A 16,645-nucleotide genomic window follows, 5' to 3' on the forward strand; every position below is an offset into this window, starting at 1 on the left:
CCTTTATCCGTTCACTAACTGTTCAGCAGATTTTAAAACCTCAGCCCCATTACATACGCCATAATGCACGGTATTAATGACGTCGACTGGAATTCCTTTTTCTTCTCCGAGCTTTTTCATTTGTGGTAATAAATATCGAACCTGTGGTCCTAATAAAAGCACATCGGCTTGATCAATATGACTTTTCGCTGAATCTCCAGATACTGCCCAAATACGATAGTCTTTTCCTTGTTCTTGTGCGCTTTTCTCCATTTTTGTGACTAGTAAGCTTGTTGACATACCTGCTGCACAAACCAATAAGATGTTCATGTGTAAACGCCCCCTTTTGAAATTGTGAAGCTTTTCTTTACACATTCATCATATTATGAAACCGCTTTCATAAACACCTATACTTTTTCCTTTAGGAAGCGGAAAAAGTTAAGATCACACTGTTAGTTCTTGTACGAAGGGACCTTTTTATACATGGTATCCAGCATGTCTTCAAATGTATCACAGGCGATGAGATGCTGAATGAATTTCACATTATGCACAAGCTCGCCCAGCAGACGGTACATCCCTTTTAAATCTTTGGCATTCTCTTTTTCGACACAAAGCAAGCAGACAAATTGAACTTTTTTCTCTCCCCATATGATCGGTTTTTCTAATGTACATATCGCCCAAAACGTCTCTTCTGTCAGCGGCGTCATAGGGTGCGGAATGGCTGTATAATGCCCGAAGGATGTAGGAGCAGCCTCTTCTCTTTCCATCACAGAAGGTGTAAGCTCTGCTGGTGCTAAACCCATATCGATGATTTTTTCCGTGAGAAAGGTGATGACCTCTTCCTTTGTTTGAAAGGCGCATTTTGTAAAGACCAATTCCTTTTTCATATATTGAGAGGCCAATGTCACCCTTGTTTCACTCGTCAGGGCTTCTTCAATTTTTAAAAAGTCGCCGCCTCCTAAAATGGTGTTTACTTGTATGACTGGAATCGGTAAATCCATCTGAATCGGGACCGTTGTAATAATCAAATCCAGGGCATGTAAAGACACATGCGGAAGCGAATAAAGCTCTGCTGTTCCTAAAATGGTCAGTTTTGACCCAAATTGTGACCGCAAACGATCCTGAAGCAGCCTTGCACTCCCTGCACCAGATGCACAGACAATGAGACATCGCTTCGGCGGAATCTCCATTTTCCTCCGCTCTAAAGCCGCACCAAAATGAAGCGCCATATATCCGATTTCATTCTCATGAATACTCAGCCCCTCCTCTTCTTCTAGGACCCTGCTGGCGATAATACCTGCTTCAAAAGCAAGTGGATACCCCGCCTTTATTTCATCAAGCATCGGATTTCTTAAGTTCATTCCATATTTACACCGTGTCATGGCTGGCTTTAAGTGCAGACTCAGTCCAATCATTAATTCCGCATCGCCGGCTAAATCAAGCTGCAGTTTTTGATCAATGGCTTGGAGCATAAGCTGAACAAGACGGCTCGTGTCATCATCCACAATTTGTTTTTGACCACTCGATGAAAAGGACTGTACCATTTTGGCTGTTCCTAATAAATGAATGGCGATATAGACGATCTCCTCTTGTGGAAAAGAGACGTCCAGCAGTCCTTCAAGGCATTCCACCATTTTTTTAGCGACCTTATATTCCTTTGCCTGTGGTATCTCATTGATTTCCTCTGGCAAAACAGATACATAGTTTCCGTGTCTAATCCGTTTGCAGGCAATCGCAACATGAACGATTAAATTATTCATGCAAATGTCTGATAGATTCATTCTTTCTTCATTGATATAATCAATCATTGTTTTCTGAATCAATTCCAATTCATGTTTTGGCAAAATGGTGACTGCTGTGTTCAGCATCGTTTGGTAGGAACGGCGTTCATTGAATAAATATTCTGACATACAATAACGAATTTTCATCTCCGATCCTTTGATTCGGCAGCCTTTATTCGGCTTCGCATCCAGCTTCAGATCAAAGGGCTCAAGCTTGCGTTTGACCCATTTCATATCGTTACTCATCGTCGATTTACTAATAAACAGCTGGTCCTGTAAGTCTTCCAGTTTCACATAAGACTCTGCTAGAAGCAGCTTCTTTAAAATAAACCGAACGCGCTCCTCCGGCAGAACAGCCAGTGGCTCTTCCTGTTCGACCTCCTCTTTCATAAAACGGCGAAAGGCATTCTCATCGTTGATCAACAGCTCATAGCCAGCTCCTCGAACAGCTGATACAGCCGCTTGATAAGGAGCGAGACGGTCGTTCAGTTCCTTGATGTCTGTACGAATGGTGCGGCTTGTCACTTGTAAGCTGACAGAAAGCGCAGCGCTTGTGAGCGGGGTCTCCGCTGCCATGAGCTGACTTAAGATGTGCGCCAGTCTTTTACTCAGCATCAGATCGGCCTCCTTATGTAAGGGTGGAGAATCTGCCTTGTCTGGACAGGGTGTATACGCTTGCAGTTCTCTTCATTACTCATATTCTACTGAAAAGAAATAAAAATTGCCAATTCATTTATATGACAAACGCCCCTATTTATACAACAAACCATATCTAATGACCTATGAATCTTTTTGTAGGACTCTGGCAGAAACCATCAAAAAAGGCGCTACACCTCCGTGTCATCGCCTTTTTTATGAAGGGATCAGCTGGGTAAAGACAACCAGTCTCTTTTCATGAGTCCCTGCTGCATGATCAAATGTCCCTGTACACGTAATGAAATTGAGATTCCGTGTAAAAGCGTACCCGAAAAACGCATTCGGCTTTTCTTCACGCGGATAGCTTTGCACTTTGATCACTTCAAAAGTTCGCTTTTTTCCTGACGAGGACGTCACGATTACCTTGTTTCCCTTTTTTAGCTCCTTTAATCGATAAAAAACAGAAGGTCCCCATTTATTATCAACATGGCCATTCATGACGGCATTTCCTTTATCTCCTGGCTTTGGACCATCTTTAAACCAAGCTGTGTTGTCCGTATTTTTTGGGACGCCCATACTGCCATCCTTTGATAAAGTTGTTTTCTCCAACTTTGCTTTGACATCAATCGCCGGAATCGCAATTTCAGCCGGGACAATACCAGACGGTTCGTCTTTTAACATGTCTTGTGAATGAGACTGTTTTGCGGCTTGGTTTGTTGTCATTTTTTCAGGAGATGAGGTTGTTTTAGAGGATGACGAATCATCCTTAGATTGTGATGCGCAGCCCGTGATGATGAGAAGCATCAGAAGACCAAACAACCACCTTTTCAAGTCAGTCTGCCTCCTTTTAAAGAAAGGAACGGCACGATTGTGCACGTTCCCCTTTCCTTTTTATACGAGCTTAATTTTATGTCTTACGGCGAGTAAGGAAGAACGCACCCGCTGCACCGCCGGCTAGGATCAAACTTGCGATCATTCCCGCAAATGCTTCATATGACATACCTAAAGGACCGGCTGTGCCTCCCATACCTGTTTTAGGCATTTCATTAGGCATCTTGGATTTGAACATTTCAGGATGCTGATCAACAATTGCTGCTGTGACATCTTGACCGACCTTGAACTTATGACCGTACGCCTCTCTCACTGTTGGATAAAGCTGATCATATTCGCCTTTATGGTATGACGTATATGTTTTGATCAGCTTATCAATATGCATTTTTAAGCCAGCCTCTAAATCTGCTGCCTTCAAACGTCCATTTGTCGCTTGATCTAAAAATTTCGCTTGCTTCATTCGATACGCATCTAAGTTTTTCACCGCTTTTTCTTTCGCTTCTTTATCTCCTGATGCATCCGCTTTGACATAATCAACTAAGTAACCGATATGGCTTGACCAAATGTCTTTGAATTGTTTTCCTGCATCCTTGCCATAAACAGAGGCAATCGCATCTGATAAATCATTTGTGTTTTCGTTCAAAGCTGCCGCTGCTTGATCAAAGTCCTTGCTGCCATCATTTCCTTTTTGCATAGCAACGACCGCAAGCGCCAAATGCTCTGAGAACAAGTAGTTTAAATCTTCACGAAGGTCTGCTGCTGGTGTGTCGACTGATTTGTGATCAAATTTCCCAGGAAATTGATCTTTGATCGCCCACGATACGCCTTTACCGACTTCAAACATATGATGAATGGATTTTCTAACCGTTTCATAGGTCGTATCAAAATCCTTTTCAGTGTAGCTATCAAAGGCTTTTAACAGTTCATTGACGTGCATTTTTAAGCCTTCTTCTAGTTCGCTAGCTTTCAATCTGCCGTCTGTTGCTTGATCGAGCATATCGGCTTGTTTCTTGTGATATTGGTCAAGCTGCTTAACTGCTTTCTTTTTACCTGCTTCATCTTTCTTTGCCGTTGCTTGTACATAATCAACAAAGTAGCCGATATGACTTGACCAAATGTCTTTGAATTGTTTCCCTGCTTTTTTTCCGTACACAGAAGCGATGGCTTCCGATAAGTCATTTGTGTTGTCATTTAGCGCTGCCGCTGCTTGTTTAAAATCTTTGCTACCGTCAATTCCCTTTTGCATTGTGATGACTGCTAAGTAGGCATGCTCCGAAAATAACTGGTCTAGTGCTGCTCGAAGATCGGTTGCTTTGTTTGACACCTCTTGTGACGAAGATGTCTTCTTTGCCTCTCCATGCATATGTCCTTCGTGTGCACTTGCGCTATGAGCTGCCGGAAATAGTAATGCTGCGCTAAGTGGAATGGTTAAAATCGCTTTTTTCATGTTCATCTGTTTTTCCTCCTCTTTCCGTTTGTTATGTACTTAACGGAGTGAGGCATGACTTGGATCATTCAAATCTATTATTTTTTCGTTCAGGGCACAATCGGTAATGCTTGCATAAAAAAAGCCGGATTATCCGGCTGATACGTTACGACTTTTAGATGCTTTTCGCTCTTTAAATATTTTCCTCACCACTGGATAAATCACTGGTGCCCATTTGACAATTTGTTTCAGCCATTTTTTCATTTCTCCCGCGCCTCCTTATTGTCATTCTTACAAGGACGATTCCCCATCTTGTCATGAAATAAACAGGTGCGGGAGAGCAGGAGTTAAATCACGCCTTGTGCGATCATCGCATCTGCCACTTTGCGAAATCCTGCAATATTTGCTCCTACGATTAAGTTTCCAGAGTGTCCATATTCATCTGCTGTCTCTGTACACCGACGATAAATCGTCTGCATCATTTGTTTCAGCTGATCATCTACTTCTTCAAATGTCCAAGACATTCTTGCACTATTTTGTGCCATTTCCAGTGCTGAGACACCTACCCCGCCAGCATTCGCCGCTTTTGCCGGCGCAAATAGAATATCATTCTGTTCAAACACTTTGACTGCCTGAAGAGTAGAGGGCATATTAGCTCCTTCTCCTACCGCAATGACACCATTTTCCACGAGCTGCTGCGCTTGCATCTCAGATATTTCATTTTGCGTTGCACATGGAAGCGCAATATCACAAGGAACAGACCAAATTTGTTCACAATCTTCAATCAATTCGGCATGCGGGTGAATGTCTATGTATGCCCCAATCCGTTGATTGCTCACTTCCTTTAGCTGCTTCACGGTCTCAAGTGAAATGCCTTGAGGATCATAAATCGCTCCGCTTGAATCACTGCAAGCAACGACCTTACCGCCTAGCTCCATGACCTTTTCCATCGCATAAATAGACACATTCCCTGATCCAGACACAACAACTGAATGCCCTTCAAATTGCAGTCCATGCGCTTTTAACATTTCTTCCATAAAGTACACCAGTCCATAGCCTGTCGCTTCTTTTCTCGCTAAGCTGCCTCCAAATCCAGGACTTTTCCCTGTGAGCACACCCGCCTCATAAGCACCGCGCATTTTCTTGTACTGTCCGAACATATAGCCAATTTCGCGTGCCCCTACGCCAATATCACCTGCTGGTACATCTTGATCAGGTCCAATATATCGGCTGAGTTCACTCATAAAGCTTTGGACGAAACGCATGATTTCTCCATCAGATTTCCCTTTAGGGTCAAAATCTGATCCACCTTTTCCCCCGCCGATCGGCATACCAGTCAGTGCGTTTTTAAAGATTTGTTCAAATCCTAAAAACTTAATAATGCTTGCATTGACAGATGGGTGGAATCGAATGCCTCCTTTATAAGGACCGATGGCACTATTGAATTGAACCCTGAACCCCCGATTGACTTGTACTTTCCCCTCATCATCTACCCAAGGTACACGAAATACCACAAGCCGCTCAGGCTCAATGAGTCGTTCTAAAATGCCCTGTTTTTCATACTCTGGGTGTTTTGCAAAAACAGGAACGAGTGATTCTAGAATTTCTTTTACGGCTTGCTGAAATTCCTCCTCACCAGGATTTCGTTTTTCCACCTTCTCTAACACACGGTCGATGTAGCTTTGTGCTGTTTGTGCTGCTCGATCTAAGGTCAACATGTCTCTTCTGCCTCCTTTGTATATCTTCACACATTTATCCTGTTAGATTTTCTAACGCATATTGAGATTAATTTAACACCATTTGTAAAATCTGATCAATACTGATAACAGATGAAAATGATGCCGATTTGAGATGGATCAAGCAGCCGCAGCAATCGTTTTTAGAAAGTATCTCTTGCAGAATGACTATTGTGCTAGAAATGATGATTTAGACGTTATATATCCCGCACTCTTTGACAAATAGATGAATCATGAATGATTTCTAGTTGATCTTCAACCCGAAAAAAAGGCCTAAAGTTTTATAGGCCGTCCGCTCAATCTTTTCGGATCTTCTCATCTTTCTTTCGATCAGGGTACACGACACAAAGCCAATATAAAATAGAAGACGATGGGAAATTAATTAAACCGACAATGCCCCAAAACCACTTATAGCGCCCTCTTTTCTTTGCATCCATAAATAAAAGAAGCCCCTGCGCAAACAATAACGGCAATGCGCACAATAGGATGATCATCTCCGTCTGACTCATAAGGAAGACCCTCCTTTAATGTGTTGATATTCCTTGATGCCGACAACGACGCAGAGCGGCACACTCACTACTTGAAGAAGAATGAAGATGATAGGCAAATGGGTGATGGCAGCGACAAATAGTGCCAGAATGGTCAGACTGATGAGAACGTACGCCAGTACTTCTTGTTTAAAACGCCTTTTCTCTTGTTCCTTTGCCTGCTTAAGCATCATCATGACAGCCTGTTCACTTGGCTCTTTCACTTCAATTTGTTCATCTAGCTGCTGTAACTCTTCCTTTAAACGTTCGGTGAACTGATCTTCCTTCATTGAGACCACTCCTTTCGAATTTTCTTTAATCCATGATGAACCCTCGACTTCACAGTGCCTTCTCTCATACCGAGCATTGAAGCAATCTCTGGATAAGTAAAGCCATAATAATAGTGCAAAATAATCGGTGCTCTCTCCTGAGCCTTCAATTCGTTTAAAGCATCCCACATCTCATGCCATGTGTGGCCCTTTTGCTGAATGTCCCATTTGAAGCGGCGTATGGTCTCTTGATTCGCCTTCCCTTCTCTTAATTGTTCACGTTTTCTTTTCTTCTGGTGATCTAAAAATTGTCTAGATGCAATGGAAATGAGCCATGTTGAAAATAAGGAATCTCCTCTAAATGAAGAAAGTTTCATGTACGCTTTCAGCATCGTTTCTTGCATGATTTCTTCTGCCAGCTCTTGTTGAAGGGTGAGCTTCATTATATAACGGTAAAGAAAGGAATAATGATGACGATAAAGGGCTGTAAATGCAGCATCATCTCCCTGTTTTGCCCGCTGAATCAATAATGTCTCTTCTGTCTGCTCCAAACACACCCCTCCTTCCTTTTCTTCTCTTATTCATGAGACGACACGGATAACGATATCGTTCAAAATAGACTTTATTTTTTAACTTGGCTCCTTTTCTCCCTGTTGATCCAGTATTTGATTCATTTTATATCCAATTTTTTCTTATGTAATGATTATGGCATTCTTTCGTCCCTAACAAAATGGTGCGTTCGTAATCATCTTGATTTTCTATCAAGCGAAGAGCCTCTCCCTCATAATCACTAGGTCATCCCAATACCTATCGTCAATAATCCTTGTCTCATTTAGATGAAAATAAAATAATCATGGCCTTAGTTTCCTAGAAAATCACGGAATACACAGCGCCAATTCTTAGCCGATGATACCTTTTTGCGTGCTATGCTCTTCCTACATTCCGAAAAAGGCGATACTGGCGAAGAAAGGGGGAGCAGTTGAATTGCAGCTTATTTTTGGAAACGTTTACATTAAAACAAAATAGAATGGAGATGTTGACTTTGAAGAAAAAAGTTCCAATGTTAGCTGGTGTGTTAGCGGTTGGTCTCGTGACTTCATTATTTGCACCTAATGGGGAGGCAAAAGCGGCAGCCAAGTATCCAGAAAGCCCTTCTATTATGGCCAATTTTAATCAACAAGGATTCTCCACATTAAATGGCGGTACAACAGGTGGTGAAGGCGGTAAAACCGTCACAGTCAAAACTGGAAATGAACTATTGGCTGCCCTCAAAAGTAAAGGAACAAACGAAAAATTAAAAATTGTTGTCGACGGGACGATTGCCCCTTCTAATACATCTGCCAATAAAATCGATGTGAAAGATACAAACAATGTCTCGATCGTCGGCAAAGGCACGAAAGGTGAATTTAATGGAATTGGTATCAAAGTATGGCGTTCCAATAACGTCATTATCCGCAACCTGAAAATCCATCACAGTAACATCGGTGACAAGGATGCCATCGGAATCGAAGGCGCTTCTAAAAACGTATGGGTCGATCATAATGAGCTGTACAACACATTAAACTCTGGGAAAGATGATTATGATGGATTATTTGATGTGAAAAAAGACTCCGACTATATTACCTTCTCATGGAACTATGTACATGACAGCTGGAAAACGATGCTCATGGGCAGCTCTGATAACGACAACTACAACCGAAAAATTACGTTCCATAACAACCGTTTTGAAAACCTGAATTCTCGTGTACCGTCTATGCGCTACGGGGAAGGTCATGTGTATAACAACTACTATAAAGGCATTCATACCACAGCGATCAACTCTCGTATGGGCGCGAAGATGAGAATTGAGCACAACGTATTTGAAAATACAAATAATGCGATCGGCAGCTGGGACAGCCGTCAAGTCGGTACATGGCATGTCATCAACAACTCATTTATTAACAGCACAGGCAGTCTGCCAACGTCTTCAACAGTTACGTACAACCCTCCTTATAACTACTCTTTGCTTAACGTAAACAATGTCAAATCAGAAGTGGTATCAAATGCTGGTGTTGGAAAGGTAAACCCTTAAAACCACAAAACGTTCGGGCAGAGATTTCTGTCCGAACGTTCTTGTTATTTCGTTTATTTATATTTTAGAAAATGGACGATCCATCTCATACAATTTTTGATAGCGCGGGTTTTCTTTCAGTAAATCCTGATGCTCCCCCTGCATCTCAATTTGTCCATCTTCAATAAACATAATGCGGTCACATGCCTCACAGCCAGTGAGATGATGGGTAATCCAAATGACCGTTTTTCCTTTTAACACACGGAAGATGGTTTCAAGCAGCTCACGCTCTGTGCGCGGATCAAGTCCGACGGTGGGCTCATCTAATACAACAATCGGGGTGTTTTGCAGCAAAATCCGGGCTAACGCCATCCGTTGTCTTTCTCCACCTGAGAAACGAATCCCTGTCTCCTGCACACCGGTGTGATAACCCTCTGGCAAGGATTCGATGATATCGTGCAGCTGCACTTGTCTCGCTGCTTCTTTTACTTGCTCTTCTGTCGCCTCTGGAGAGCCTAAGCGAATATTGTTTAAAACAGAGGTATCGAATAAATACGGCTGTTGATTGAGCACTGACACATAGGTGGACATGGTTTCTCGAATGCTTTCTACTGGTTTCCCCTGGATACTGACAGCTCCTTGATTTGGCACGACAGCTCCTTCTAACAATTTCAAAATAGTCGATTTTCCTGCACCACTTTTTCCTAAGAGAGCAAGTGATTCACCTTGCTTCAGTGAAAATGAGAGATGCTTTAGCACGTGTTGGTGCGAATCATACCCAAAGGATACTTGTTCAAAACAGACAGCTTGATCGTGAGAAATGGTTGACTGATCCACTGTCTTGCGCTCAGATTCTCCTTCATACGAAAGCTTTTCATAATGATTTAATCTGCTGACAGCATGCTGATAGACTGGAATATCACCTGCTGCATCTGAGAGTGGAAGAAAGGCTTCTGTTAACGGAAATAGCACAAGCACAAAGGCTGCAATCAGGGTGTGTGACATCGAGCCTGACTGAACGACCGAACCGCTCCAATACACGACAAACACGACAGCTCCTCCAATCATAAGCTGGGCAAAAAACTGGCGCAGACGGATAAACCGGTGCTTGGCTGCTTCAAGCGCTAACAGTTTCGCTTCTTTCTGTTCATATTCATCAACAAAATCTTTCTGCCTGCCGCTAAACAGCCAGTCACTAACGCCCATGACTGCATCTGTTAAATGGCTGTACAGTTCATTTCTGCCTTTTTTCATTTGAATTTGTCTCGCCCGGTTCACTAGCACTGTGACGTATGGGAAAACAAATACGAGAAGTGCCATATAAAGCAGCATCAGTCCAGCAAAAGGCCACGAGAATAGACCAAGTGCCCCAATGGATGCGGCATATAAAAGCAGCGCCCCGATGGATGGAAAGATGGTTTTTAAATAGGCGTCCTGCAGTCTCTCGACATCATCTGACAGGAGCCCAAGCATTTCACCTGTACCCAGCTTTGTCTGTTTCGCACTTCGTTCAGCCATGTCATACAGACGGACACGCATTTTTTCAATCATTGTCAAAATGAGCTGGTGGCTCGCCAGTCTTTCTGCATAGCGGGCAGCTGAGCGTGAAATACCAAAGGTCCGTACAGCTACAATTGGAACGTAGACCATAAGTATATTCTCAGGTCTTGTGGCAGCTTTTGAAATGAGAAATCCTGACGTATACATCAGCATAGAAGCAGAGAATACTGCAATTGCCCCTAGAAACAAAACCAGCGCAAACAGCTTTTGATTCTCCTTGATATAAGGTATAAACCAGCCTTTACTGACCATGTGTGACCGCCCCCATTTGCTCCTGTACCAATTGATAATACACGCCTTTTCTTTGCATCAATGATTCATGTGTACCCATTTCTGCAATCGTTCCTTGATCCATGACAATGATCTCATCCATGTCTGGCATCCAATGAAGCCTATGTGTCGCTAAGAACACAAGTTTATCTTCAAACAGCGGAAGCATTGTTTTCTTCAATTCATACTCTGTCTCAATATCGAGATGCGCCGTTGGTTCATCTAACAGCATAATTGACCGCTGGCCCAGCACCGTTCGCGCAAGCGCAATTCTTTGCGCCTGTCCGCCGCTTAGCCCTCTTCCCTGTTCTCCAATGACCTCATCGAGACCATTTGGCAGCTGCGCTACGAGCTGAGATAATCCAGCTTCACAGACAGCTCTTTCCACTTCTTCATCTGTTGCATGCGGTTCATAAAAACGAATGTTTTCTCTTAATGTCATGTGAAATAAATAAGGGTGCTGCGGCATATAGACGACTTCCTTTTGCCATTCCTTCATCTGTAAATGAACAAGCGGCTTGCCGTTTAACGTGATTTGACCTGAGGTCGGTTCAACAAAGCCGCCGAGCACATCGGTTAACGTCGATTTCCCTGAACCACTGGCACCAATGATTCCGATTTTTTTCTTCCCTTTGACAGTGAGGTCTACATCCTGAATCGAATAAGGGGCATGTTCATCATGCTGGACACTAACATCTTGCAGGGTGAGCGCAGACTGTTCATTCCACTCATCTAGTTGCACGGATTGTGTCTCCTGCGCGCGGAAGCCCTTTTCTTCTAAAATGACCTGCATCGCCTCATTCGCTTCTTTTCCATTTAGCGTCGCATGATAATCATTTCCCACTTCACGTACTGGCAGGAAATATTCCGGTGCCAGCATGAGCGCGGTCAGAGCCGGCAATAACAGAAGCTCTCCTTCAATTAATCGCAAGCCAAGAAAGACAGCGACAGTTGCAATCGACAGCATGGAAAAGAAATCAAGCGCAAATGATGAAAGAAATGCAACCTTCAGCGTACTCATGGTCGCCTTTCGATATCGCTTTGACACTTCCCCGATATTGCGGGAATGTTTTTTGCTAATGCCTAAGTAACGAAGCGTTTCAAGGCCGCGAAGAGAATCAGTAAAATGATTGGATAATTTCTCATACGATCTCCATTGTTTGGCCGCTTTACGCTGAGCGACAAGGCCTAGCAAAATCATAAAAATAATTAAAATCGGCAGCGTCACGATTAAAATGACGGCAGATGTTTCGTCTAATGTCCAAACATAGATGAGAACCATAGCCGGTATCACTGCCATGTTCACCATTTTCGGTAAAAATAGCTGTAAATACTGACGATATTGAGCAATCCCCTCCATCGCTAATGTGACAAGCTTTCCTGTACCTTTTTTCTTTGTGAAAGCTGGACCTAAACGAAAGAGTTGGTCTAACAGCTGTTTTCTGACGTCTGCTCCAATTCGGGAAGAGTAGGTAAACATGACCTTCTCCCGAATCAAGGTGAGACCGTGCCGCACCAGAAAGGCAGCAAGAAACAGCAGGACATAAGGCGTTGCCTGCGAAAGGCTTTTCCCGTCAAACAGCGTAGTAATGGCATGTGCCAGCCACTGTGCTTGGAAAATAATACTTGCTCCTTGGATGAGTGACACAATACCTAAGAGGGCGAGAAGCCCCCTCATTCCTTTTAATTGAAGCAAACGTTTGTCCATTAGTAGGTCATTGGCTCCTTACCGCTTACACGTTTACGGAAGACGTAATAGCTCCAAATTTGATACCCAAGCACAAAGGGCAGCAAAGAAATGGCAACAATCGTCATCACCGTCAGTGAATATGATCCGGATGCAGCGTTTTGAATGGTAAGATCAAACGCATGGTTGATTGAGCTAATCATGACGCGCGGGAACAATGCAGTGAAAAGCATCGTCACTGTCACCATGATGCCTGCACCTGTGAATAAGAATGTCCAGCCATCACGTTCTTTTCTCATAAAGAATAGAGCCGCGACGTAACAAACCACAATCAGGACAGTTAACGGAATGGTGATGATCGGGCGTACCGTATAAATGTCTGTTTCCATGATAGATACACCGACAAATAGGACAAGAACTGGCAGCGCAATAAGCAGGACACGCTTGCCAAGCTTTCTTGCACGATCTCTTAAATCACCCTCTGTACGTAGTGTGACGAAAATCAATCCGTGCAGAAGGCAAAGAACCGTCACAGCTAACCCGCCAATCACTGAATAAAGGTTCACAAAATCCGTAAAACCAGCATACATATTCATGTCTTGATCAATTGGCATCCCGCGTAAAATACTTGTGAATAGCACACCGAGTAAAAACGGCGGCAGCAGACTGCCAAAGAAGATGACCCAGTCCCATGCTTTGATCCAAGAGGCTTTCTCAACCTTCCCTCGGAATTCAAAGGCGACTCCGCGCCCAATGAGCGCTAAGAGGAGAACCGCAAATGGTATATAGTATCCACTGAACATCGTGGCATACCAGTGAGGGAAAGCAGCGAAAATAGCGCCCCCAGCTGTAATCAGCCAGACCTCATTCGCATCCCAGAAAGGGCCAATCGTATTAATTAAAATGCGGCGCTCGTGCGCATCCTTTCCAAGCAGCTGCATGGACATCCCAACACCAAAATCAAATCCCTCTAAGAAGAAAAATCCAACAAACAATACTGCGACAAGAATAAACCAAATCTCGTTAAGATATGCCATGATATGCGCCTCCATCAAATGGATCTGTAGACAGGTCCGTTTCATCCTTTTGATCTGTATCCTCTTCCGAATGTGCACCTTTTTTAATTTCTCGAATGAATAGGTAGGCAAGCAAGATGGCAAGGATCAGATAAATCGTCGTAAAGCTAATGACTGAGAATAACAGCATGCCATACGATACGTTTGGCGAAATCGATTGAGCCGTCGTCATCATACCAAAGACAGTCCACGGCTGACGCCCAATTTCAGTCATGATCCAGCCAGCTGAGTTCGCAATAAACGGGAACGCAATCATCCCTACCATGAAGCGTAAAAACCATTTGTTCGTTTCGAGTTTCTTTCTAAAGCTCAAGTACAAGCCAATCATACTGGCAAAAATCATCAGCATTCCGGCACCAACCATGATTCTAAAGCTCCAGAAGGTTGTTTTCACTGGCGGAATGTAGTCTCCAGGGCCAAACTTTGCTTCATATTCTTTTTGAAGTGTCAGCATGCCTGGCACATCTCCACTGAACTTCTGATAAGCCAAGTAACTTAAAGCAAACGGAATATTGATCTCCGAAGAGTTTTCTTTTTTATCTGTGTCAATATTGGCAAATAGTGTCCAAGCCGCTGGATCTCCACTATCCTTCCAAAGGGCTTCACTTGCTGCCATCTTCATCGGCTGTGATTTCATTAAGTGCTTCGCTTGATCATGTCCAGAGAACGCCACACCTAAGCCAGAAATTAAAGCGAGGACCATGGCAATCTGGAATGATTTTTTGAAAAAGGCGATTTCTTGTTTTTTGATCATTTTATAGGCACTAACTCCTGCAATAAAGAATGCACCTGTAGCCAGCGCACCAAACAGAACGTGCGGGAATTCAACCCAAAGCTGCGGATTCGTTACAAGAGCGCCAAAATCATTCATTTCTGCGCGGCCATTTTTAATGACAAATCCAACTGGCTCTTGCATAAATGAGTTGGCGAGTAGAATCCAAAACGCCGAAAAGATCGTACCAAGAGAAACAAGCCAAATACACAATAAATGAATCTTCTTCGGCAGACGATCCCAGCCGAATATCCAAAGTCCAATAAATGTAGATTCAAGGAAAAAGGCCAACAGCGCTTCAATGGCAAGCGGTGCACCAAACACATCACCGACAAATCTTGAATAATCTGACCAGTTCATCCCAAACTGGAATTCCTGCAAAATCCCTGTCACCACACCTACTGCAAAATTGAGTAAGAATAGATGACCCCAAAACTTCGCCATTTTTTTATAAATCTCTTTTTTCTTGACGACATAAAGGGTCTGCATCAAGGCGACGATAAACACCAAACCTATTGACATAGGAACAAAAATAAAATGAAATAATGTCGTTGAAGCAAATTGAAATCTTGCTAAAAACAGCTCACTCACAGCATTACATCCTCCCTTACTTTCACATGCCGAATGATTCGAAACATCTATGCTCACCACTTCACAAAATATTCACTATTTGTTCAATGATTCACAAATAATAGCCTGTTTGAATTGGTTTAATCGGTGAAATTTTACTCTTGCTTTTCATTCGGTTAGTTATTTATACCTGTACTTTACACCCATGCGCTTCAAAAATAAAGTAAATTTTACCTAAAAATTGGATGGTATTGTGTCAGTTGTTTGAATACTTTGTCAAAGATATGTGACAGAAAGTAAAAAAACGCAAAAAAATAGCGCTGCACATGAACCGCAGCGCTATGTTTCTTTTTTAGGCTTTTTTCTGTAAAGCTGGTCTAGTGACTTGCACTTCGTAGTACGTAATTTTGTTTTTTAATAGTCCTTCAGGTTTCGCTTTCCCATGAGCGTGCGCATCACCAAATGCCTGAGATTTTGTCCAGTTCACAAAGTCTTCTTTTCGATTCCAGCGGGTATGAATGGTCACTTCATCGTAATCGGTTGTCTGCTGCGTGACCCATACTTCCATGCCTAAAAATCCTTCCATGAATTCTACTTGTCCCTGCTTGTTAAAGCGCTTGACGAGGTGGTCGGCACTGCCTTTTTCTACTCTTACCTGGTTGTTGACAATGATCATGTTTTGTTCATCTCCCTTTTGTTGTTGGATTGAAGCGATTGGGATAATGAGCGGATGCTCACCGTCTAAGTGAACCTCAGCCTGAATCCCAAAGACTTCTTTGAAAAAGCTTTCTGTTAATACTTCGTTTGGTGTCCCTATTTGATAAACCTGACCACCCTTCATCGCAATGAGGCGGTCACAATATTTTGCTGCCTGCTGCAGGTCGTGAAGAACCATTAAAAGGGTGATTCCATGCGTCTTATTCAGCTGTTTGAGCAGCTCTAGTAAATCAAGCTGATGTGCAATATCTAGGTAAGTCGTCGGCTCATCCAGAATCAAGGTCTCTGTCTTCTGAGCGAGCGCCATCGCAATATACGCCTTTTGTCTTTCTCCGCCTGACAATGTATGGAGCATTCTGTTTTCATTGATGCGGCTATTGGTCACATCAAGCGCCCACTCAATCGCTTCTTGATCTGTCTTCGAGCTCTTTTTCCAGATCGAACGATGCGGACTGCGTCCAAGTGCGACCAGCTCCCGTACGGTCATAGATGGAATGGCTGTTCTCGTCTGCATGAGGACGGCGATTTCCTTTGCAATCTCCTGAGCTGTCATCTCTTTTTGCGGTATATCGTGAATGTATATGATGCCGCTTTCGATCGATGTAAGACGTGCGGCTGCTTTAATAAAAGTCGACTTCCCTGATCCATTTGGTCCAATAATTCCTGTCACACTTCCTTTAGGAACAGCTGCTGAAATAGACGACAGCCGAAAGCCTCCTTGACTGAGACTCACGTCATCCATAGCTATCACTTCCAAC

General features: G+C 43.1%; 15 protein-coding genes. 1 reads left to right on the top strand and 14 read right to left on the bottom strand.

From position 1 onward, the window contains the following. Window positions 1-3: 3 nt before the first annotated feature. The 9 genes from MHH26_RS16165 to sigY form a co-directional block, all read right to left on the bottom strand. Window positions 4-309, bottom strand: a complete 306-nt coding sequence (locus MHH26_RS16165) for a PTS sugar transporter subunit IIB (RefSeq protein WP_034660433.1) — start codon at window positions 307-309, stop codon at window positions 4-6. Window positions 310-431: 122 nt separating this feature from the next. Then, on the bottom strand, window positions 432-2,375 hold the full coding sequence (locus tag MHH26_RS16170) for a BglG family transcription antiterminator (RefSeq protein WP_106038927.1): 1,944 nt from the start codon (window positions 2,373-2,375) through the stop codon (window positions 432-434). A gap of 237 nt (window positions 2,376-2,612) precedes the next feature. Continuing rightward, on the bottom strand, window positions 2,613-3,227 hold the full coding sequence (locus MHH26_RS16175) for a class F sortase (protein ID WP_307500484.1): 615 nt from the start codon (window positions 3,225-3,227) through the stop codon (window positions 2,613-2,615). Window positions 3,228-3,303: 76 nt separating this feature from the next. Beyond that, window positions 3,304-4,680: a copper amine oxidase gene (locus MHH26_RS16180; protein ID WP_340974059.1), complete on the bottom strand. Its 1,377-nt coding sequence runs from the start codon at window positions 4,678-4,680 to the stop codon at window positions 3,304-3,306. 123 nt (window positions 4,681-4,803) lie between these two features. After that, a complete protein-coding gene (locus tag MHH26_RS16185) occupies window positions 4,804-4,917 on the bottom strand; it encodes a hypothetical protein (RefSeq protein ID WP_307500486.1) in 114 nt (37 codons plus the stop codon). Window positions 4,918-5,000: 83 nt separating this feature from the next. Further along, window positions 5,001-6,371, bottom strand: coding sequence for an NADP-specific glutamate dehydrogenase (gene gdhA, locus MHH26_RS16190; protein ID WP_340974061.1), 1,371 nt, complete (start codon window positions 6,369-6,371; stop codon window positions 5,001-5,003). Between the two features lie 314 nt (window positions 6,372-6,685). After that, entirely contained in the window at window positions 6,686-6,898 is a 213-nt protein-coding gene (locus MHH26_RS16195; RefSeq protein WP_060597571.1) for a hypothetical protein, read from the bottom strand. Further along, complete coding sequence (locus MHH26_RS16200; RefSeq protein WP_034660438.1) at window positions 6,895-7,206, bottom strand: YxlC family protein; 312 nt, start codon at window positions 7,204-7,206, stop codon at window positions 6,895-6,897. The genes MHH26_RS16195 and MHH26_RS16200 overlap by 4 nt, the downstream gene beginning before the upstream one ends. Continuing rightward, window positions 7,203-7,736: an RNA polymerase sigma factor SigY gene (sigY, locus tag MHH26_RS16205; protein WP_106036395.1), complete on the bottom strand. Its 534-nt coding sequence runs from the start codon at window positions 7,734-7,736 to the stop codon at window positions 7,203-7,205. Before sigY ends, MHH26_RS16200 begins: the two co-directional genes overlap by 4 nt. Before the next feature lie 482 nt (window positions 7,737-8,218). On the opposite strand from sigY, the gene MHH26_RS16210 reads away from it, so the two are divergent. Then, entirely contained in the window at window positions 8,219-9,256 is a 1,038-nt protein-coding gene (locus MHH26_RS16210) for a pectate lyase family protein (RefSeq protein WP_340974421.1), read from the top strand. Window positions 9,257-9,313: 57 nt separating this feature from the next. On the opposite strand, the gene cydC is transcribed toward MHH26_RS16210, so the two are convergent. The 5 genes from cydC to isdG form a co-directional block, all read right to left on the bottom strand. Continuing rightward, on the bottom strand, window positions 9,314-11,047 hold the full coding sequence (gene cydC, locus MHH26_RS16215) for a thiol reductant ABC exporter subunit CydC (RefSeq protein WP_340974064.1): 1,734 nt from the start codon (window positions 11,045-11,047) through the stop codon (window positions 9,314-9,316). Continuing rightward, window positions 11,037-12,773: a thiol reductant ABC exporter subunit CydD gene (cydD, locus tag MHH26_RS16220; RefSeq protein ID WP_307500489.1), complete on the bottom strand. Its 1,737-nt coding sequence runs from the start codon at window positions 12,771-12,773 to the stop codon at window positions 11,037-11,039. The genes cydC and cydD overlap by 11 nt, the downstream gene beginning before the upstream one ends. Then, entirely contained in the window at window positions 12,773-13,789 is a 1,017-nt protein-coding gene (gene cydB, locus MHH26_RS16225) for a cytochrome d ubiquinol oxidase subunit II (protein ID WP_060597575.1), read from the bottom strand. The genes cydD and cydB overlap by 1 nt, the downstream gene beginning before the upstream one ends. Beyond that, on the bottom strand, window positions 13,776-15,191 hold the full coding sequence (locus tag MHH26_RS16230) for a cytochrome ubiquinol oxidase subunit I (protein ID WP_034660442.1): 1,416 nt from the start codon (window positions 15,189-15,191) through the stop codon (window positions 13,776-13,778). The genes cydB and MHH26_RS16230 overlap by 14 nt, the downstream gene beginning before the upstream one ends. A 331-nt stretch (window positions 15,192-15,522) precedes the next feature. Next, window positions 15,523-16,644 carry a heme oxygenase gene (gene isdG / locus MHH26_RS16235; RefSeq protein WP_340974067.1) on the bottom strand — a complete coding sequence of 374 codons (1,122 nt, stop codon included), beginning with the start codon at window positions 16,642-16,644 and terminating at the stop codon, window positions 15,523-15,525. Between the last annotated feature and the right edge of the window lies 1 nt (window position 16,645).

Origin of the sequence: Bacillus sp. FSL K6-2839, from assembly GCF_038003365.1 — a bacterium.
In the GTDB taxonomy this organism is placed as follows: Bacteria; Bacillota; Bacilli; order Bacillales; family Bacillaceae; genus Bacillus.